General features: G+C 66.3%; 19 protein-coding genes. 5 read left to right on the top strand and 14 right to left on the bottom strand.

What is annotated here, in order from left to right; genetic code table 11:
- The first annotated feature begins 13 nt into the window (after positions 1-13).
- Positions 14-364, top strand: a complete 351-nt coding sequence (locus ACQR0W_RS22510; RefSeq protein WP_316169804.1) for a hypothetical protein — start codon at positions 14-16, stop codon at positions 362-364.
- Positions 365-378: 14 nt separating this feature from the next.
- On the opposite strand, the gene ACQR0W_RS22505 is transcribed toward ACQR0W_RS22510, so the two are convergent.
- Positions 379-1,140 (bottom strand): ABC transporter permease, encoded by a 762-nt coding sequence (locus tag ACQR0W_RS22505; RefSeq protein ID WP_315713411.1) that lies wholly within the window; start codon positions 1,138-1,140, stop codon positions 379-381.
- Complete coding sequence (locus ACQR0W_RS22500; RefSeq protein ID WP_315752447.1) at positions 1,137-2,057, bottom strand: ABC transporter ATP-binding protein; 921 nt, start codon at positions 2,055-2,057, stop codon at positions 1,137-1,139. The genes ACQR0W_RS22505 and ACQR0W_RS22500 overlap by 4 nt, the downstream gene beginning before the upstream one ends.
- A 290-nt stretch (positions 2,058-2,347) precedes the next feature.
- Between ACQR0W_RS22500 and ACQR0W_RS22495 the strand changes: the two genes are divergently transcribed.
- Both ACQR0W_RS22495 and ACQR0W_RS22490 read left to right on the top strand, forming a co-directional pair.
- Positions 2,348-3,082 carry a hypothetical protein gene (locus ACQR0W_RS22495; protein ID WP_409998012.1) on the top strand — a complete coding sequence of 245 codons (735 nt, stop codon included), beginning with the start codon at positions 2,348-2,350 and terminating at the stop codon, positions 3,080-3,082.
- 119 nt (positions 3,083-3,201) lie between these two features.
- Positions 3,202-4,248, top strand: a complete 1,047-nt coding sequence (locus tag ACQR0W_RS22490) for an alpha/beta fold hydrolase (protein ID WP_434840763.1) — start codon at positions 3,202-3,204, stop codon at positions 4,246-4,248.
- Positions 4,249-4,253: 5 nt separating this feature from the next.
- Here ACQR0W_RS22490 and ACQR0W_RS22485 read toward each other — a convergent pair whose 3' ends face one another.
- The 8 genes from ACQR0W_RS22485 to ACQR0W_RS22450 all read right to left on the bottom strand — a co-directional run bounded on the left by ACQR0W_RS22485 (position 4,254) and on the right by ACQR0W_RS22450 (position 12,990).
- Entirely contained in the window at positions 4,254-4,877 is a 624-nt protein-coding gene (locus ACQR0W_RS22485) for a methyltransferase family protein (RefSeq protein WP_315752449.1), read from the bottom strand.
- 41 nt (positions 4,878-4,918) lie between these two features.
- Entirely contained in the window at positions 4,919-5,944 is a 1,026-nt protein-coding gene (locus tag ACQR0W_RS22480; RefSeq protein WP_315713407.1) for an NAD-dependent epimerase/dehydratase family protein, read from the bottom strand.
- Positions 5,944-6,495, bottom strand: coding sequence for an Mpo1-like protein (locus tag ACQR0W_RS22475; RefSeq protein ID WP_315825264.1), 552 nt, complete (start codon positions 6,493-6,495; stop codon positions 5,944-5,946). Before ACQR0W_RS22475 ends, ACQR0W_RS22480 begins: the two co-directional genes overlap by 1 nt.
- 243 nt (positions 6,496-6,738) lie before the next feature.
- Positions 6,739-7,410 carry an OmpA family protein gene (locus ACQR0W_RS22470; RefSeq protein WP_315713405.1) on the bottom strand — a complete coding sequence of 224 codons (672 nt, stop codon included), beginning with the start codon at positions 7,408-7,410 and terminating at the stop codon, positions 6,739-6,741.
- A complete protein-coding gene (locus tag ACQR0W_RS22465) occupies positions 7,410-7,826 on the bottom strand; it encodes a hypothetical protein (protein ID WP_315713404.1) in 417 nt (138 codons plus the stop codon). Before ACQR0W_RS22465 ends, ACQR0W_RS22470 begins: the two co-directional genes overlap by 1 nt.
- A 151-nt stretch (positions 7,827-7,977) precedes the next feature.
- Positions 7,978-8,904 (bottom strand): hypothetical protein, encoded by a 927-nt coding sequence (locus ACQR0W_RS22460; RefSeq protein ID WP_316169803.1) that lies wholly within the window; start codon positions 8,902-8,904, stop codon positions 7,978-7,980.
- Positions 8,905-9,185: 281 nt separating this feature from the next.
- Positions 9,186-10,316 (bottom strand): hypothetical protein, encoded by a 1,131-nt coding sequence (locus tag ACQR0W_RS22455; RefSeq protein ID WP_315825262.1) that lies wholly within the window; start codon positions 10,314-10,316, stop codon positions 9,186-9,188.
- Between the two features lie 73 nt (positions 10,317-10,389).
- On the bottom strand, positions 10,390-12,990 hold the full coding sequence (locus ACQR0W_RS22450; RefSeq protein WP_315752452.1) for an ATP-dependent helicase: 2,601 nt from the start codon (positions 12,988-12,990) through the stop codon (positions 10,390-10,392).
- Positions 12,991-13,281: 291 nt separating this feature from the next.
- Here ACQR0W_RS22450 and ACQR0W_RS22445 point away from each other — a divergent pair, with 291 nt between their 5' ends.
- Positions 13,282-13,455, top strand: coding sequence for a DUF1328 domain-containing protein (locus ACQR0W_RS22445; protein WP_009030497.1), 174 nt, complete (start codon positions 13,282-13,284; stop codon positions 13,453-13,455).
- Positions 13,456-13,538: 83 nt separating this feature from the next.
- Here ACQR0W_RS22445 and ACQR0W_RS22440 read toward each other — a convergent pair whose 3' ends face one another.
- Genes ACQR0W_RS22440 through ACQR0W_RS22425 form a run of 4 tightly spaced genes read right to left on the bottom strand, consistent with a single transcriptional unit; the run spans position 13,539 to position 16,607 of the window.
- Positions 13,539-14,183, bottom strand: coding sequence for a hypothetical protein (locus ACQR0W_RS22440; RefSeq protein ID WP_315713402.1), 645 nt, complete (start codon positions 14,181-14,183; stop codon positions 13,539-13,541).
- Positions 14,180-14,944, bottom strand: a complete 765-nt coding sequence (locus ACQR0W_RS22435; RefSeq protein ID WP_316169801.1) for an OmpA family protein — start codon at positions 14,942-14,944, stop codon at positions 14,180-14,182. Before ACQR0W_RS22435 ends, ACQR0W_RS22440 begins: the two co-directional genes overlap by 4 nt.
- Position 14,945: 1 nt before the next feature.
- Complete coding sequence (locus ACQR0W_RS22430) at positions 14,946-15,707, bottom strand: MBL fold metallo-hydrolase (protein ID WP_315713400.1); 762 nt, start codon at positions 15,705-15,707, stop codon at positions 14,946-14,948.
- Positions 15,708-15,767: 60 nt separating this feature from the next.
- A complete protein-coding gene (locus tag ACQR0W_RS22425; protein ID WP_315825259.1) occupies positions 15,768-16,607 on the bottom strand; it encodes a roadblock/LC7 domain-containing protein in 840 nt (279 codons plus the stop codon).
- A 260-nt stretch (positions 16,608-16,867) separates the two neighbouring features.
- Here ACQR0W_RS22425 and ACQR0W_RS22420 point away from each other — a divergent pair, with 260 nt between their 5' ends.
- Positions 16,868-18,367 carry an amidase gene (locus tag ACQR0W_RS22420; protein ID WP_316169872.1) on the top strand — a complete coding sequence of 500 codons (1,500 nt, stop codon included), beginning with the start codon at positions 16,868-16,870 and terminating at the stop codon, positions 18,365-18,367.
- Positions 18,368-18,511 lie beyond the last annotated feature (144 nt).

The following is an 18,511-nucleotide window of genomic DNA, read 5'->3' as shown; positions in this document are numbered from 1 at the left end:
CCCAGGACTCAAAATGTTGACGATGAAGGCCAAGACGGCGGTGCTCGATGATCGCGCGCCGCAGAAGCTGACCTACCTGCTGGCTGCGCTCGCGCTGGTCGTCCTGGCGCTGGCCTGGCTGGCGCTGCCGCAATTCGCCCATGCCCAGGGCATCATCCGTGGCGCCCATGAAGGGGCCCACGAAGGCAACCGCATCGGCGGTCCGGTGGGCGGCGTCGTCGGCGGCGCGGTCGGTGCCGGCGTCGGCGGAGCCGTGGGCGCCGTCGAAGGCGTGCTCGGCATTCCGCACCGCTCCTATTACCACCGGCACTATCACTGCCGGGGATACCGCGACAGCTACGGCCGCTTCCACTGCTACCGCTGAGTTGAGGCGCCGGCTCAATGCTTGAGCCGGTAGCCCGTCTTGAAGATCCACCAGATGATCGTCATGCAGATCGCCAGGAACAGCAGCGTCACGCCGACGCTGATTTCCACCCTGACGTCGGCGATCTCGTAGAAGCTCCAGCGAAAGCCCGAGATCAGGTAGACCACCGGGTTGAGCAGCGCGATCGAATGCCAGGTCGGCGGCAGCATGTTGACCGAGTAGAAGCTGCCGCCGAGGAACGTGAGCGGCGTCACCACCAGCATCGGGACCATCTGCAGCTTCTCGAAGCCGTCGGCCCAGATGCCGATGATGAAGCCGAACAGGCTGAAGGTCACGGCCGTCAGCACCAGGAACGACAGCATCCACACCGGGTGCTGGATGTGCAGCGGCACGAACAGCCCGGCGGTCGCGAGGATGATCAGCCCGAGAATGATGGATTTCGTCGCGGCCGCGCCGACATAGCCGAGCACGATCTCGAAATGCGAGATCGGCGCCGAGAGGATCTCGTAGATCGTGCCGATGAATTTCGGGAAGTAGATCCCGAACGAGGCGTTGGAGATGCTCTGGGTCAACACCGACAGCATCACGAGGCCGGGCACGATGAAGGTGCCGTAGCTGACGCCCTCGACGTGGCTGATGCGCGAGCCGATCGCGGCGCCGAACACGACGAAGTAGAGCGACGTCGACACGACGGGCGACACGATGCTCTGCAGCAGCGTGCGCCAGGTGCGCGCCATTTCGAACTTGTAGATTGCGGCGACCGCGCGAAAATTCATTGCCGCACCAGGCTCACGAAGATGTCTTCAAGGGATGATTGCTTGGTCTCGAGATCGACGAAGCGGATGCCCGCGGTCCTGAGATCGCCGAGCAGGCTGGTGATGCCGGTGCGCTCGCCCTTGGTATCGTAGTCATAGGCGAGCCGCCAGCCGTCGTCCGACAGCGCCAGATGATAGGGCGCGAGCGTCTCGGGGATGGTCTCGATCCGGTGCTGCAGATGCAGGCTCAGCCGCTTCCGGCCGAGCTTCGCCATCAGCTTGGCCTTGTCCTCGACCAGCACGATCTCGCCCTTGTTGATGACGCCGACGCGATCGGCCATCTCCTCGGCTTCCTCGATGTAGTGCGTGGTGAGAATGATGGTGACGCCGGCGGCCTTCAGCTCGCGCACGACGTCCCACATGCCCTTGCGCAGCTCGACGTCGACGCCCGCGGTCGGCTCGTCCAGGAACAGCACCTGCGGCTCGTGCGACAGCGCCTTCGCGATCATCACGCGGCGCTTCATGCCGCCGGAGAGCGTGATGATCTTGGCGTCCTTCTTGTCCCAGAGCGACAGGTCCTTGAGGATCTTCTCGATCAGGGCGGGGTTCTTGGGCTTGCCGAACAGCCCCCGGCTGAAGCTGACCGTGGCCCATACGGTCTCGAACGAATCGGTGTGCAGCTCCTGCGGCACCAGCCCGATCAGCGCCCGTGCGGCACGGTAGTCGCGGTTGATGTCGTGGCCGCCGACCGCGACCTTGCCCGCGGACGCATTGACGATGCCGCAGATGATGCTGATCAGAGTCGTCTTGCCCGCGCCGTTGGGCCCGAGCAGCGCGAAGATCTCGCCCCGCTCGATCGCGAGATCGACATTGTTGAGCGAGGTGAAGCCCGAGGAATAGGTCTTCGACAGGCCGGTAACGGAAATGACGGGAGCCATCACGGGGATTCGATGCGAGGGATTCGAAAAGAGCGGGGGGAGCTGCGCGGAGGAGGGGGCGCAGGCGCGGGCGAAGCGCTCAGATAGGGACGGCGGTGCGTTCGCGCAATCGTGCGCGCCGCCCTCGATCATGTCGCTTGTTGGGCTTTTCCGTGGCCGACATGGCTGAGTGTTGCCGCTCAGCCACGTCTGAGGAGGAACGCCGCCTTGCGATGTCCGACGATGTTGCGTCCGCGAGCATCTTGGGTACGGTCGCGCCGTCTCGACATTTCCGCCGCGGAGAAGGACCGATGACGGCACGCGCCAGCACCGTTCGACCCACCTTCAAGCGCAGCCTCTCGGCGCGCTGCTTTGGCATGGTGGCGCTGGCCGTTGCGCTGGCTCTGCCGCTCGGCACCGGATCGGTCCGGGCGGCACCGAGCCCGGCGGCCGCAACCGCCGCCAGCACCACGCATGTCTATCTGCTGCGCGGCGTGCTCAACATCTTCTCGCTCGGGCTCGACGACATCGCCGCCAAGCTGGATTCGCAGGGCATTCCGAACACGGTCGCCAATTTCGTGTCGTGGTCGTCGCTCGCCGACGAAGCGGCGGCCGCCTATCGCGCCGGCCGGATCAAGACCATCATCCTGGTGGGCCATTCCTCGGGCGCGACCGCGCTGCCGGACATGATCAACAAGCTCGGCCAGCTCGGGGTGCCGGTGAAGCTCGCGATCGGGCTCGATTCGGTGTTCAAGACCAAGCTCGTCGGCGGCAACGCCGAGCGCTACATCAATTTCTACATCGCCAGCGGTGCCGGCGAGCCGGTCCGCCGCGACGACGGCTTCCGCGGCAAGCTTGAGAATGTCGACGTCCAGTCGGTTCCCGGTGTCGGCCACGTCACGATCGAGAAGAACCAGATCATGCAGCAGAAGGTGATCGGTGCCATCGATGGCGTGGTGTTCGGCGGCCGCGGCCGCCCGGCGGCGGCGCCGCCGACGCGCATGGCCGCGCCGCAGCGCGCGGCCAACGTGACCGGCTACCGGTAGTCCGCGGCCGCGCCACGGGGCGCGCGCCCCAAAATGCTCCCATTCGGCGGCGACAAACGGTATGGCAGGGGGGATATGACCCTGCTTGATCTCAGCCGAGAGCTTTCCCGGGAGCGCGAATGACCAGCGTGGCGCGAATCGCGAAGCGGTGGCTCGGTCCAGCCAAGGTGGCTGCCGGCAGGAGACTGCTCGCGATCCTCGTCACCGCACCTTTGCTCGCGGGACTTGCCGCCCCAAGCATCTCGCGGGCCGCCCAGCCCGGCGCTGCGTCCGCCCCCGCGCCGACCAGATCCGCCAAGGCATCCCCGGCAGCAACCCCCGCGGCGATCCGCGCCGTACCGACTGCGCCGCCCGAGATCAGCCAGCCGCTGCCGCCGCCGCGGGTGTACCTGTTCCGCGGCGCGCTCGGGCCGCTGTTCTCGACCGGGATGGATCGTCTGGCCGAAAAGATCGAGCAGGCCGGCTACCGGGCCAGTGTCTATGAATTCACGCTGTGCGACCTGATCGCGCTCCAGGTGGCCAAGAACTACCGCCAGGAGCCGGGCCCGATCGTGCTGATCGGCCATTCGATGGGCGGGCTGTGCAGCGTCCGCATCGCGATCACGCTGCAGGAGCAGAACATCCCGGTTGCCCTCGTCGTCACCGTCGATCCGGCGCATGCGACCAAGAGCGTGCCGCCCAACGTGCAGCGCTTCATCAACCTGTTCCTGTCCGACAACATTCTCGGCGGCGGCGACGTCAAGCCGGAGCCCAGCTTTCGCGGTCACTACGCCAGTTTCGACATGAAGGATCATGATGAGGTCACGCACATCAACATCGACAAGATGGAGGACGTGCACGCCCAATTGGTCACCATGATCAGCCAATTGTCGCAGACCTCGGCGACCGCCGACGCGGACCCGGTGCCGCTGCGCTACTTGGTGCCGCCGAAAGCCTCCGTGGAGCTGTGGGACAGCGGCACTGCTCTGGCGGTACGGCCGGGCGAGACCCTGGACCAGATCGCCACCAATTATCACGTTCCGCTCTGGGCGCTCCAGCAATCCAACCGCGGCCTCGCCACCCAGCCGTTGGTCCCCGGCCAGCGCATCATCCTGCCGCGCCACCTGCTGCCGCAGGCGGCAAACCAGTCGCCGCAGCCGCCTTCGGAAGCCCAGGCCAGACGCTGAGCGCTCTAGCCCGGCGGCAGGAACGGAATGATCATCGGCACGCGCTGCCGGTAGGTGACGTAATCCGGCCCGAGCTCCTGCGCGAGGAAGACCTCTTCCATCTTTGCCTTCCAGGCCATCCCGAGCGAGATCAGGACGGCGCCCAGCACGGCGGTCACCGTGCCCACCGCGATGCCGGTGGCGATCATGCCGAGGATCAGCCCGGTATAGATGGGGTGACGGACCATGCCGTAGGGGCCGGTGTCGATGACCTTGTGGCCTTCCTTGTGGGTGATCGCGTTGGACCAGAAGCGACCGAGATGGATGCGCGCCCACCAGGTGAAGGCGATGCCGGCCAGGGTGACGACGGTCAGCAGGTAGACGCCGGTCTCACCGGGAGTCCAGAACGGCTTCTCGCCGAGCAGGCGCGAGGTCCACGGCGTGAACAGGATGCCGCCGAGCACGATCAGCGCGTGATAGCGGCTGGTCTTGATCACCGTCACATGCTTGCGGGTCTGCCCCGACCAGAACGAGGCGCCGACCCAGCTTGCGAGCCAGATCAGCCAGATGATGGCCAGCAGCGAGGTGGGCCAAGTGGTGGTCCATCCGCTGAACGCAAACGACGAGATGGGGCTGGCATCGCCGGACATGTGTTGGAACCGTTATGAGACCTGGGACCGGCTGCTCTTAGCTATTCGGCCGCGGTGCGAAAAGGGTGTTGTTTACCGTCGAGCCGCTTTCCCGGCTCGGAACCGAGCAGAAAGCCGATCGTCTCGCGCAAGGTCGGCTCGATCGGGCGCGGGACGTAGCCGAGCTCGCGTTTGGCCCTGTCGATCGACAGATCCGAGGCCGCGCGGGCGATCCGCACCCCCTCGGCGGTGCCGGACGGGCAGCGCTTGGTGAGGTGATCGGAGACGAGCTCGAGCATGCCCGCCGACAGCTCGGCCAGCCGGCCGGGCACGGCGACCGCGACATGCTTGCGGCCGCTGATCGCCGCCATGAGATCGAGGATGCGGCTGAGGCGCAGGCTCTCGCCGCCGAACACGTAGCGGCCGCCGACCTTGCCGCGCTCCATCGCCAGGATCAGGCCGTCCGCGACGTCGCGGACGTCGACCAGGTTGACGACGAAGTCGAGATAGAGCTGGAGCCGGCTGTCCAGGAAGTGCCGCAGCATCTGCGAGGGCGGTGTCAGGTTGCTGTCGTGCGGCCCGATCGGCATTGTCGGCGTGCCCACCACGACGGGGAAGCCGTCCGCCGCGGCGGCCATGGCGCGGGCCTCCGCCAGCGCCTTGGAGCGCGTATAGGCGCCGGGCATCGCCTCGGCCGGCGGTGCGGTCGGTGCCGATGCGGCGCCGGTCGAGCCGGGATAGTCGAACAGGATGGATTCGGTCGAGCAGTGCAGGAACCGGCGCACCCGGCCGGCGCGCGCCGCCGCCAGCACCGTCTCCGTGCCCACGCAATTGACGCGGTAGAAGTCCTCGCGGTCCGGCATCCACATGCCGGGCAGTCCAGCCAGATGATAGACCTGATCGACGCCGGCGACCGCCTGCTTCACCAGGCCCGCATCGAGCACCGAGCCTTCGATGTACTCGACGTCAGCGATCATGTGGCTGGGGCAGCGAATATCGAGCACACGCACCTCCGCGCCCCGCGTCGCGAGCGCAGAGACGAGGTGATGGCCGATGAAACCGCTGCCGCCGGTGACGAGGACTTTCATTAGGGGCGCGAGTGCTGATCGCCTTGAAGCCGGTCCGATGCGAGCCGATCCGGCGACCAGTCCGGCGCGATGAGGTCGGACACCGAAGGCCGCAGACCCAACGCCATGTACAATTTCGCCATCACGAACATCGGACCGAGAAAGAGATGCGCCGGATGATCCAGCAGAGATGGATTGTTGCGCTCGAACACCTTGTGGCCCACGGCCTGCGAGACAAAGCCGAAGATGATGAGCGCGGCAAACAGCGCCCAGAAGGCGACGCCATGGACGTGATCGGCGATCATCATGGCCGCAGCAAGGAACAGCACGGCGAAGGCCAGGATGCCGGCCCCGAGTGCGGCATCGAGCAGCAGCCAGTAGAGCAGGACGGGCAGCGCCAGCACGGCGCCGAGGCCGATCCGGATGCCGAACGCGTCGAAATGCCACAAGCTCAGGGGCAGCACGGCGCCCAGGAACAACAGGATGATCCCGAACACATGCATCAGGCCGTTGCGCGGATCGCGATGGTATTCGACGTAGTCGACCATCTGGCGTCGGAACATGGCGTTCATGGCTGGCTCGCTCGTCAATGAGATCGACCGTCGCTCAATCGACGGCCGCAAAGAGGGGGCTATACCATCAAGCGGCTGCATCGACAAACCCGGCAATCACGGCCCAGCAGCATTGCCGCGCGACCCGACTTGAAAACAGGTTCCATTGGCGCCTGTCGGGAATAGCGTATCGGCAACCTGCTGAGACAACAGTCGCACCTGCAGCGCGCTGGGTTCATGGCCTCAGCGCAGGTCTCAATTGCATCAACTGCGATGCTTGCGCGGGGCCTGCTTGTGGGGCGCTGCCGGGGCAGGGGCCGAAGGCGGCGGCGCGGCCTCTTCTACGGTCTTTGCGATCGGGATGATCTGGATCTGCTGATTGACGGCGGCGGTCGGCTTGGACGGGTCGAGCAACTGCTCCTCGCCAAGTCCGATCGATTGCAGCCGCTTGACCGAGATCTTGAAGGTGTTCGCCAGGATGTCGCGGATCGCGTCGGCGCGGCGCTGGCTCAGGATGACGTTGGCCTCGCGCTTGCCGTTGGCCTCGACATGGCCGACGATCAGGAAGGTGTAGGGCAGCAGATCGGAATACACCATCGCATCGGCGATCCGCCCGACGGTCTGGTACGATTCCGGGCGCACGATCGGCGTGTCCACGTCGAACTGGATGTCGACGTTGAAGGCCGGCAGATTCATCAGCTCCGGCGCGATCGGCGGACGCTTCTGCGGCGGTGGCTCGTTGCGCCCGCGCGACCTGGAACGCTCCTGCGTCTGCTGCTTCAGCGCCGGCAGATCCAGCGTGGGTGCGGTTTCGAAGCGGCCGAGCTGGCGCACGATGTCCTCGCGACCCGGCTCCTGCGACCAAGCGGGCGCGCTCGCGGCCATCAGCGAAGCCACGATCGGCCCTGACAGCAATGATCTCGCGGTCCGCCGCATCAGCGATACCCCGCTTCGCCCATCGCCTGCTGACACCGCGCGCTCACGCCGTTGGCCGTCATCAGGCACGGGATCGATTTGCTCGTCTCCTTCGTGGAGCCGCCACACAGCTTGACGATCTCGCGCTGGCAGGCGTTGGCGACCGTGACCCGTGCCGCGATGCGCTTCTGGATCGCCTCGAACGCCTTGAAATAGGTCGCCTTGCACTGCGCGGAGACCACGTCCTGGTTGCGCGAGAGGCATTCCTTGAGGCGGTTGGAGTCGAGATTGACGCCGCGGCAATTGGCGGTGATGTCGGCGCCGCAGCTCGACGCGATCAGCCCCGCGGAATCGCCAAAGCTCATCGTCTGCGCCGCCGCCAGCGAGGGCACACACAGCGCGACCGCAACACTCAACAGAATGTATCCCCGGACCATGCAGTCATCTCATACGACGCGAGCTGCCACGGTCAAGGCCTAACAGCGGCGAAGCTGTGGGACGTTGATGAAGCGGCCAAATCTGCCAGTCTCGGAGACGTTCAGCAGGCGCGTTCGGCTGCAAATGACCGGCCTCTGGAGCGATCGTCGGTCAAAAAGTGGATTTCAGGACGCGATCCATCTCGGCGAAGAGCCGTCCCTGCTCGGCAACGAGCTTGTCGACGATGTCCGTCGAAACCACCAGGCGGTTTTCGGGGGACGTGGCGTTGGCGCCAAAGACATAGACCGTGTATCGCCCGAGCGTTTCGATCGCGAAGCCGGCATGCGGATCATATGGCAGCTCGATCGCTCCGTGCTCCATCGGGTTCGACGTCAGCAGACAGGCCTGGCCCACGAGCTCGATAGCGTCCAAGGATGCGGCGATGGTCGTGGCCCTGGGAGCTGCCGACGGGTAGTTCTGACCGATCCAATCGAACGCCTGAGCCACCGTGCGACCGCTGCGTGCGACATCATCGATCACCAGCGGCTTGAACAGGACGGGAGGGCCGATGAAGCTGGACGCCAATCTCACGCCGGTGCTGTCACCCTCGAGGGGGATGACGGGAATGTCCAGCCGCAGATACTCCTTGACGAACCGCCCCACGGAGGCGCCGCCGCGATTCAGCGTGAAGATCGCATCGGGGACCAGATCGTTCGCGAAAGCGGCAATCCTGCCCAGACCGGAAAGTGTCTGGTCAGTATCGATGCGCCGGATCGCCAGCACGGGGCTTGCGCTCTCGATCGATCGAACGAGATCTTCGATCTTCTCGAACAGAGAGTGTTCGGCGTTCGACGGCCCCTTGTCTGCCAGCGCTTCGATCAACCGGACGAGATTGGCCGACGTTCGTGCCGAAAACAGCCGGTTGGTTCCGAATGGATTGGCCGGTTCGATCGTGAGGAATCCCGCCTCTCGTCCCAGCGTGGCGATCTGGTTGATATCGGCGAGCCGCTGCGAGGCCCAAAGATGATCGACGTGAACCATCAGCGCGTCGATATAGCCTTCCAGCCGCCTGGCCAGCAGTTTCTCGCGGGCGAGCATGTTCAGGAATGCCGGAGCTGCAACATGTGAGCCGACGTCATGTCTCGTCCTGGTCGGCTGGCGAACGTCGGCGGACGCGGTCGCTGCGGCTGCCGCTGGACGCCGGCTTTCCCGCCACGCCGTCACCTGAGAATGCATCGCCTCGAACTCCGCGATGCGCTGGTCGATGGCCTGTTCGCCCTCGCGTTCAACGAGGCTGTTGTAGTTCTTCCGCGCCCCCGCGCGCCGTTCGGGAGGCGTGCCGGTCAGTTCGAGGAGCTGCTCGATCTTGGCACCTGCGGTCATGACCCACCATCTGCCCAGGACGCGAAAGAGACGCCCTCATGAGCGAGAAACTGCTTCACTTTCTCCATCAGCTCATCGATCAGAGACGAGCACTGAGTAGGTAGTCCCTTACTTTCCACAATGCTAGCTGCTAGTCCTTTCTTTTCCTTCAAGCTGGCATCGAGACGTGCCTGCTGATCGGCATTCAGGTAGGGCCAGAGCGCTTCGAGTTCCGCCATGCAGCTCTCCTGCGCCAGTCCGGCCGCAGAACGTGAGGCTAGCACGGCCTCGGCGCGGTCTCCTAGCTCCGCCAAACCCAGAATTCGGGTCAAGGAGAGCGCGCGCTTGAGCGCTTTGACGAGCTTGCCCGCCTGTCGGTGAGCCAACATGTCGCGGAGCAGAAACTTGAGATAGCGCAGAAGCTCCTCGGGGACGACCAGCGGCCAGGGCGGGTTGCCGTCGGCTGTGAGCACGGCCTCCTGGAAGACGAAGCTGCGGCTGGCCGCACCCTTGCTCCGATCGGACGGATCGGAAGGCAGCACGACGTTCGATACCGGCATCACGCCAAATGGCGTGACGCCGTCGACGAAGTCGAGCTTGATCCGCTCGCTTTCGGTCGCCAGCGAACGCAGCCGACCCAACGCGGTGATGAGGTCTTCCCACGGAGCCTGATACTCTCGATCGAATTTGACCCGAACCAGAATGGTCGGACCATCACGACGCATGAGACGTTCGACACGATTGGCGATCTCGCTGCCATCGTCGAAGATGTATTGGGCAAGGTCGACATCCCCCAGCGCGGCCACCCGTCCAGCGAACGTCGTGGAGCCGGACAAGACGACGTTCCCGCGTCCCTCCAACATGCTTCGTTCCGCCACGCTGACGAGCCCGTCGAGGGTGATCGCGCTGGGGAATGCAAACGCAAGCGGCCAAGGTACGTAGACCGTCCAGGACCCGCTCCGGGTCGTGAGGTATCCGGCATGCTCGGCAGCAACACTCAGCCGTTCGTCCGGATCACAATGGGCGCTCTGGAAGGCATACTCCTGAACCAGTCGCTTGAAGCTGCCGATGATCAGCTCCGGAGCCGTCCCTCGCTCGGCATCGACGGCCAACGCAATAATGTCATTCGGCGTGAAAGGTGCAGCCATGGAGCTATGCCATGAAATTTTACAATCATAGCTTTAGGCCCGAACTTCAGCAAGCACCGCCGCTCGCGCGGGGTCACGCCCGCTGCACGAAGCTGTCGACGACGTGCTTTTCGCCGGCCTTGTCGAAGGCGATGGTCAGCTTGTTGCCGTCGATCTTGACGACGCGGCCATAGCCGAACTTCTGATGGAAGACGCGGTCGTCGAGGGCGAATTCCGATGTCGTGCCGGTGGATTTCGCCACCAGCTCGCCCTCGATGGTCATCGGTCCGCGCTTGCCACGGCCGAAATGACCGCCGAAGCCGCTGCCGAACGGATCACGGCCCGAGAACGGCGACGGCTCTTCCTTGAAGCCGCCCTCCGACGAACCGCGCGCTGCGCCCGGCCGACGTGCCTGCGCGCGCTGCCAACCCGGCGTGGAATAGCTCGATCCGAACGACTCGACATTGTCGAAGCGCGACGGGCCGTAGCCCCCGGCGCCGCCCCAGCCCGAGCCGCCCTTCGACTCGGTGATCTCGACGCTCGCCGCGGGCAGCTCGTCGAGAAAGCGCGACGGGATCGTGGTGGTCCAGGTGCCGTGGATGCGGCGGTTGGTGGCGAAATAGATTTTTGCCCGACGCCGCGCGCGGGTCAGGCCGACATGGGCGAGGCGGCGCTCCTCTTCCAGCCCGGCGCGGCCCTGCTCGTCGAGCGTGCGCTGGCTCGGGAATAGCCCTTCCTCCCAGCCCGGCAGGAACACGTTGTCGAACTCCAGCCCCTTGGCCGAATGCAAGGTCATCAGCGACACCGCTTCCTCGTCGGCCGCGCCCTCGCGGTCCATCACCAGCGAGATGTGCTCGAGGAAGCCGTGCAGGTTCTCGAACTCCTCCATCGAGCGGACGAGCTCCTTGAGGTTGTCCAGTCGCCCGGCCGCATCGGCCGAGCGGTCCTTCTGCCACATCTCGGTGTAGCCGCTCTCGTCGAGCACGATCTCGGCGAGCTCGGTATGCGGCGTCACCTCGCGCTGGGCGCGCCAGCGCTCGAACTGCAGGATCAGCCCGCGCAGCGAGCCGCGCGCCTTCGGCTTCAGCTCGTCGGTCTCGACCACCGCGCGCGCCGCCTCGAACAGCGGGATGCGGCGCTTGCGGGCGTGGTCGTGCAGCATCTGCACCGTGGCATCACCGAGCCCGCGCTTCGGCACGTTGACGATGCGCTCGAAGGCGAGGTCGTCGGCCGGCGAGTTGATGACGCGCAAATAGGCCAGCGCGTCGCGGATCTCGGCGCGCTCGTAGAAGCGCGGGCCGCCGATCACGCGATAGGGCAGGCCGAGCGTGACGAAGCGGTCTTCGAACTCGCGCATCTGGTAGGACGCGCGCACCAGGATCGCGATGTCGTTGAGATGCTCGCCCTTGCGCTGCAGCTCCTCGATCTCCTCGCCGATGCCGCGCGCTTCCTCTTCGGAATCCCAGGCGCCGGTGACGGTGACCTTCTCGCCCTCGACGTCCTCGGTATGCAAGGTCTTGCCGAGCCGGCCTTCATTGTGGGTGATGAGGTGCGAGGCGGCGGCGAGGATGTGCCCGGTGGAGCGGTAGTTGCGCTCGAGGCGAATGACCTTGGCGCCGGGGAAGTCGTGCTCGAAGCGCAGGATGTTGTCGACCTCGGCGCCACGCCAGCCATAGATCGACTGATCGTCGTCGCCGACGCAGCAGATGTTCTTGAGCGGCGGCGTGGCGCCCTGCGCGGCGTCGTCATTCCGGGGCGCACCGCCGGGTGCGAACCCGGAATCTCGCAGTTGGTTATCCTCAGCGCGGGATTCCGGGTTCGGCTCTTCGAGCCGCCCCGGAATGACGGAGGATGGGGCGACGGCACGCGACGAACTCGGCGCCTGCGACAGCAGCCGCAGCCACAGATATTGCGCGACGTTGGTGTCCTGATACTCGTCGACCAGGATGAACTTGAAGCGGCTCTGATATTGCCGCAGCACGTCAGGGTTCTCGCGGAACAGCCGGATGCTCTCCAGCAGCAGGTCGCCGAAATCGGCGGCGTTGAGGATCTTCAGCCGTTCCTGGTAGCTCGCATAGAGCTTGCCGCCCTTGCCGTTGGCGAACACGGCGGCCTCGCCCGAAGGCACCTGGGACGGCGCCAGGCCGCGGTTCTTCCAGCCGTCGATCAGGCCGGCCAGCATGCGCGCCGGCCAGCGCTTGTCGTCGATGTTCTCGGCTTGCAGCAACTGCTTGAGCAGGCGGATCTGGTCATCGACGTCGAGCACGGTGAAATTGGACTTGAGCTGCACCAGCTCGGCATGGCTGCGCAGGATGCGGCCGGAGATCGAGTGGAAGGTGCCGAGCCAGGGCATGCCCTCGACCGCCTGTCCGAGCATCTCGGCAAGCCGCGTCTTCATCTCGCGTGCGGCCTTGTTGGTGAAGGTCACCGACAGGATCTCGCTCGGCCGGGCGCGGCCTTGGCTCAGGATATGCGCGATGCGCGTGGTCAGCACACGGGTCTTGCCGGTGCCTGCGCCGGCGAGCACGAGCACCGGGCCATCGAGCGTTTCGACCGCCTCGCGCTGCTCCGGATTGAGGCCGGCCAGATAGCGCGCGCCACCGGTCGCGGCGGCGCGGGCGCGCGCGGCGATGCCGCCGGCAACGGGCTGGTGGTCAGGCGCAGGAAAGGGGCTCACGCGGTTGGGCTCGGTCATCAGCGAATCAGTCTCGTCCCTCGGATGGCATCATATGACGGCATCACGAGGTCTGCAGGAAGGAGCCCTCATAGCAGGGATTGACGGCTATATGGGGCCGGGTCCGGCGTTTTACAGCCCTAAATCGGGCCAGACGGACGCCGCTCCAGCCTCGCTGGGCATTTGTTCCGGCAAATCGCGAAATTTTAGCGGCCCGCGTGGCCGGAACCTTTGTTCCGAGCCATGATTATTTCGGCAACGGCGCAAGCTCCGCGTCGCTTTGAACCGCAATCGAGAGACAGAGGTCGTGTCATGTTAGGCTGGGTTGTCACCTTCCTGGTTATCGCATTGATCGCCGGCATTCTCGGCTTCGGCGGCGTCGCCGGTGCCTCCATCGAGATCGCCAAGATCATCTTCTTCATCGCCATCGTGCTGTTTCTGGTTTCGGCCGTCGTGGGCCTCGCCCGCGGCCGCAGCCGCGTGTAGTCGGCCTCATCCCTGACAATGAGGTCGGCGAAGGGCGCAGTGCCTCGCAAGAGGTGCGGCGCCCTTTGCGTTTTGAGGAGGTGTCAGGCCGGGGCCGTCAGCGCGACCTGCACCTTGGCGAGGGCGGGATCGAGCGCCACGGAGGCGAGGCGCGTATCGTTGGAGAGCGCGGTCAGAGTGAGCGTCTGGTCCTGCACGCGGAAGATCCGGCACAGCGTCGTCGCCTCCGAGGCGTCGCGCAGCATCACCGACAACGGCGCGATGTGGGTCTCGTCGGCGATCTTCTCCGCCACGAGCGCAAGCCGCGTCGCCGCCGCCGCAAGCTGCTCGGTGCGGTGTGCGGTCGTATTGGCCGCGAGCGGCAAGCCTTCCTCGTTGGTGAGCAGCACGGTCTGGAAGCGGCCGACTTCGGCGATGCGGTCGAGCAGCGGCACCAGCTCGCGGCGCCGGCCCGGCCGGCTCGCGAGCTGCGCCAGATCCAGCGAGATGCGCTCACGCTCGACCAGCGGCGCCAGCACATCTTCGATCGCGCTGCGCAGGCTGGTCTCCCGCTCGATGGCGTCGTGGCTGCTCTGCTCCTGCAACTGGTCGAGGCTGGCCGCCTGCATCTGCACCTGCCGGCGCAACAGCTCGCGGGACAGCGCGCCCTGGCGGGCGCCGAACAGATAGCCCGAGGTCAACAGCAGAATGGCGGCGCCGAGGCCGCTCACGATGGCATAGATCGTCATGGTCGCTTCGTCGCTGTGAGTTGACTGCAATCATCGACGCCCGCAATGCGCAGCACGGCCTTGCGGTCGCCCGCGACCGCCTGGGCATCGCCGCGCGCCTCGCCGGCGCCGGCCGCGCGCACCGACATCCGCTGCGCGGGGAGGCCCTCGCGCTTCAACTGGGCCGCGATCTCCTTGGCGCGCGAATAGCTGAGCAGCACGTTCAGATCCTCGGTGCCGCTGGCATCGGTATGCCCCTCGATGATGATGGTCGCCTCACCATGGCGCGCGAGCGCGCGTTGCAGGATCGCCAGCGACCGCTTCATGTCGGCAGGGTTCGGTCGTGCGCTGCCGCGCTCGAAGCCGACCGCCAGCGGCGCGAAGCACTCGGCGGAGGGCTTCGCGGGGCTCTGGGGCTCCGGGGGCGCTGCCGGGGCGACCGGCGGTGTCGGTGGCGCGACCACGACGGGAGCGATCGCGGGCGGCATCGGCGGCGCCGCGACCGGTGCCGGGTCGACGATCCGCGCCTCCCGTCGCTTGGGTGCCGCGTCGGCAACGGGGGCGTCGCGCTGCGGCACGGCCGTCACCGGCATTGCGGCCGTCGCGACCGGCGGCGTGGCGGTGCCTTGCTGCCAGAGCGCTGCCGACATGACGGCGATCAGGGTGCCGGCGACGGCGAAGGCCGCGGCGAGCCAGACCGGCGCCTCTTCGCCGGCCACGGTGCACGCATCGATGCGCATGGCGGGAGAAGGCAGAGCGGAGTTCGGGGAGGGCGCCAGCATGTCAGCCCACGGGCACCTTGAATTTCGGCGTGATCAGGTCGATGCCGCATTCGAGCCCCGCGCACCACGCGATGAACTGGCGCGACATCGTAGCATCCGGAAACAGCGCGCCGTGCTGCGGGGCGATGATCTCGATGTCGAGCGTGCTGACCATCTGCGCCCACGCCTTCATGACGCGGTTGGAGACCATGTAGCGCCGGTGAAAGCCCTCCATGAAGCGCGTATGCGCCTTGAAGTCGCGCACGACGGTGTAGTCGACGCCGATCGAGGCGCCGAGGTCGCCGCTATAGAGGATCTTCGAGATCGGATCGTAGAGCTGGAAATTGCCCTCACTGTGCAGGAAGTGCGCCGGCAGCGCGTACAGCCTGCTGCCCGCGAGATCGAACACCATGCCCTCGTCGGGGATCGGCTTCAGCCGGTGGGCAACGATGTGGTCGAAGCCGAAATGCGGCACGAAGCGGGTCCACAGCTCGGAGATGTAGGCGTCGGCGTCGGTCGTCATCAGCCAGCCGTTGATCGCCGCGACGATGTCGGGATCCTGGTGCGACAGGAACAGATATTTCAGCCGCCCGCCCGAGAGCTCGCTGAAGGTCTCGCTGAGCACCCTGGAATAGACCTTGTGGCCGCCCGGATCGAGCAGCATGCCGACGCGGTCGTGGATGATCAGATGCTGGTTCGCCTGCACCGCGTGGTCGCCGGCGCCGAAATCCTCCAGCAGAATGTTCTTGTGAACGCCGTCGTCGTAGAGGACGGTATTGGCCATGAAACTACTCCCGCCGGCGCCGCGCCATCGCAGCGCGCCGGCTCATTGGACGACGGTGCGCTACAGTACCTTCTGCAGCGATCTGACGGCTTCGCGCATGTCGAAGAAGGTCAGCCCGAGCTTGCTGTTCTCGTTGGTGAGCGCGAGCAGCAGCGCGCCGCGGCCGGCGCTGACCAGCACGGCATAGCCGGACTCGCCGCGGATGATGACCTCCTGCAGATGGCTGCGGCCGAGCTCCATGGCGGCGCGGCCGCCGAGCGACAGCAAGGTCGCGGTCATGCCGGCAACCCGCGTCTCCTCCATGTCGGCCGCGAGCACGCTCGCGATCATCAGCCCGTCCTCCGAGATCAGCGCGCAGGCCTCGACCCCGAACGAGTCGCTCTGCAGCTTGCGCAGCACCCGGTTGATTTCATCGAGTCGTGACATCGGCTTCTCCTCGACGGCGCGCGGGGCAAACTTGGAATGAAACTGGGTTTGAGCCATGGCGGGGTCCTGGTCATCATCTTGAGCTGTTGAAACGGAAGCGGTCGGAATGTCGATTTGTGCAGTAACGAAGGAGGGATACAGCGGGTCATCCGGGACCAGCGTCGTCGTCTGTTCCGGACTGCCGTCCGGCGCCGTCAGCGCGCGCGTCTCGATCGTATCAACCGCATCGTCGAGCGCGCGCTGCTCGGCCTTGATGCGTGATCGCGAGACCGGCGGATCCATCGCCTGCAACTGGGTCACCAGCGCCTGGCGGGCCGACTGGTAGACTTCGGCGCGGCGTTCGGGGGTGGAATCCGGCAGGCTCTCCATCGCGCGCGACAGCAGGATGAAGTAGTCGGCGGTGGTCACGGGCAGGGCTGCCGCATCCTCATGCGGACCGTGCGCTCGGCTCAGCAGGCTTGCGAGGCGTCCCATCGCTCTCTCGTCACTCTACGCAACTAACGATGCATAAGGTTAGGTCGGTGCAAGGGACAGGACGAATGATCTGAATCAAATTAACTAAAATCAGGACCAGACTGCGTAATCCCGCCCTCAAGTCGACCGCAGCAGATCATCGTGTGGCCACGATTGCCGCCAATGCGCCGTATTGCCGCCGCGTTCGGCGCAACTGCGCCTCGGTCGCAGCCAGAATCAGCTACGATCACGGCGACGAATGGCGGCGCGGGGAGGGCAATGTGAACGTCCGGGACTATGTGCAGCGCGATGCGACGGCGCTTGCCGCCGCGGTGAAGGGCGGCGAGACCAATGCGGCCGAGCTGCTTCAGCTCGCGCTGGCGCAGAACGAGCGGGCCCAGCCGAGGACCAACGCGGTCTGCAGGCTGATGGAGCGCGAGGCCCGCGCGCAGCTCGCCAAGCCCGCCAACGGCCCGCTCACCGGCGTACCGTTCCTGATCAAGGACTGCGCCCAGGACTATGCGGGCCTGCCGACGGCCTATGGCAGCAAGGCGCTATCCGGATTCGTCGCCGGCGAGCATGCCTCGGTCGTCAGGCGGTATCTCGAGGCCGGCCTGGTGATCTTCGGCAAGACCAACCTGCCGGAGCTCGCGCTGAAGGGCGTCAGCGACTCCCGCGCCTTCGGCCGCGTCAGCAACCCCTGGAATCCCGCACATACGCCCGGCGGCTCCAGCGGCGGCGCTGCGGCGGCGGTCGCTTCGGGCGTCGTGCCGATGGCCGCCGGCAATGACGGCGGCGGCTCGATCCGCATTCCCGCCGCCTGCTGCGGCCTGTTCGGCCTGAAGCCATCGCGCGGGCTGATCTCGTCAGGGCCCGGCTTCGGCGAGTACTGGTTCGGCGCATCCAGCGAGGGCGTGGTGTCGCGCAGCGTCCGCGACACCGCGCTCGCGCTCGACGTCATCGCGGGCGGCGAGCCCGGTGATCCCTTTCTCACCGCCGAGCCCGGCGTGGTCTACGCCAACGCGGTGGCCCGCGATCCCGGCCGCCTGCGCATCGGCTACACGGTGGCGTCGCCGATCGGGACCGAGGTGCATGCCGAGGCGAAGCTTGCGGTCGACAACGCCGTGAAGCTGCTGCAGGGCCTTGGTCACGAGGTCGAGGAGGCCTCGCCCGACATCGATGGCGCCGCGCTCGCGACAGCGTTCCTGCACATCTATTTTGGCCAGGTCGCGGCGCTGGTCGCCGACGCGCGCGGCAAGGGCGCCAGGCGCGAGGAGTTCGAGCTGCTGACGCGGGTGCTGTCGACGCTCGGCGGCGCGATCTCGGCCGGCGCGCTGACGACGCAGCTCTTGAAATGGAACGAGTTCGCGCGGGCGCTGGCGCGCTTCCATGCCCGCTACGACCTGCTGCTGACGCCGACGCTCGCGCACCCTCCGATCCGGCACGGCGAGGGCGATCCGAGCACCGCCGAGCAGACCCTGCTCGACATGCTCGACCGCATCGGCCTGCTCGGGCTGATGACGCGCTGGGGCCTGCTCGACGGCATGATCGACAAGATCGCCCGCGACAGCCTGCAATATGTCCCGTTCACGCAGCTCGCCAATCTCACGGGCACGCCGGCGATGAGCGTGCCGCTGCACTGGACCGCCGACGGCCTGCCGCTTGGCGTGCAGTTCGTGGGCCGGCTCGGCGACGAGACGAGGCTGCTGCAGCTCGCCCGCCAGCTCGAGCAGGCGCAGCCCTGGTTCGCGCGCCTGCCGGACTGGGTGATGCAGAGCTGACCACACCCGGCGGGCCGGTTCGAGCGGCGCGGTCGTGCGTCGCACGACGCCGTGCACGTCCATCGCGATTGCGTGCGCGCTGTTTGTGGTGTTCTATCTTAGGTGGAGCGCGGTCGCCTAAGCCGCGCCGGCTCGGCGACGTTC

It is taken from the genome of Bradyrhizobium sp. HKCCYLRH1034 (assembly GCF_051168375.1).
In the GTDB taxonomy this organism is placed as follows: domain Bacteria; phylum Pseudomonadota; class Alphaproteobacteria; order Rhizobiales; family Xanthobacteraceae; genus Bradyrhizobium.
Note: the sequence above shows the minus strand (reverse complement) of the source record. Positions and strands in the feature narration are given on the sequence as shown.

Coding starts and splice junctions, on each gene's coding strand:
- ACQR0W_RS22510 (WP_316169804.1), top strand. CDS start 14: ATGTTGACGATGAAGGCCAAGACGGCGGTGCTCGATGATCGCGCGCCG.
- ACQR0W_RS22505 (WP_315713411.1), bottom strand. CDS start 1,140: ATGAATTTTCGCGCGGTCGCCGCAATCTACAAGTTCGAAATGGCGCGC.
- ACQR0W_RS22500 (WP_315752447.1), bottom strand. CDS start 2,057: ATGGCTCCCGTCATTTCCGTTACCGGCCTGTCGAAGACCTATTCCTCG.
- ACQR0W_RS22495 (WP_409998012.1), top strand. CDS start 2,348: ATGACGGCACGCGCCAGCACCGTTCGACCCACCTTCAAGCGCAGCCTC.
- ACQR0W_RS22490 (WP_434840763.1), top strand. CDS start 3,202: ATGACCAGCGTGGCGCGAATCGCGAAGCGGTGGCTCGGTCCAGCCAAG.
- ACQR0W_RS22485 (WP_315752449.1), bottom strand. CDS start 4,877: ATGTCCGGCGATGCCAGCCCCATCTCGTCGTTTGCGTTCAGCGGATGG.
- ACQR0W_RS22480 (WP_315713407.1), bottom strand. CDS start 5,944: ATGAAAGTCCTCGTCACCGGCGGCAGCGGTTTCATCGGCCATCACCTC.
- ACQR0W_RS22475 (WP_315825264.1), bottom strand. CDS start 6,495: ATGAACGCCATGTTCCGACGCCAGATGGTCGACTACGTCGAATACCAT.
- ACQR0W_RS22470 (WP_315713405.1), bottom strand. CDS start 7,410: ATGCGGCGGACCGCGAGATCATTGCTGTCAGGGCCGATCGTGGCTTCG.
- ACQR0W_RS22465 (WP_315713404.1), bottom strand. CDS start 7,826: ATGGTCCGGGGATACATTCTGTTGAGTGTTGCGGTCGCGCTGTGTGTG.
- ACQR0W_RS22460 (WP_316169803.1), bottom strand. CDS start 8,904: ATGCTCGCCCGCGAGAAACTGCTGGCCAGGCGGCTGGAAGGCTATATC.
- ACQR0W_RS22455 (WP_315825262.1), bottom strand. CDS start 10,316: ATGGCTGCACCTTTCACGCCGAATGACATTATTGCGTTGGCCGTCGAT.
- ACQR0W_RS22450 (WP_315752452.1), bottom strand. CDS start 12,990: ATGACCGAGCCCAACCGCGTGAGCCCCTTTCCTGCGCCTGACCACCAG.
- ACQR0W_RS22445 (WP_009030497.1), top strand. CDS start 13,282: ATGTTAGGCTGGGTTGTCACCTTCCTGGTTATCGCATTGATCGCCGGC.
- ACQR0W_RS22440 (WP_315713402.1), bottom strand. CDS start 14,183: ATGACGATCTATGCCATCGTGAGCGGCCTCGGCGCCGCCATTCTGCTG.
- ACQR0W_RS22435 (WP_316169801.1), bottom strand. CDS start 14,944: ATGCTGGCGCCCTCCCCGAACTCCGCTCTGCCTTCTCCCGCCATGCGC.
- ACQR0W_RS22430 (WP_315713400.1), bottom strand. CDS start 15,707: ATGGCCAATACCGTCCTCTACGACGACGGCGTTCACAAGAACATTCTG.
- ACQR0W_RS22425 (WP_315825259.1), bottom strand. CDS start 16,607: ATGGGACGCCTCGCAAGCCTGCTGAGCCGAGCGCACGGTCCGCATGAG.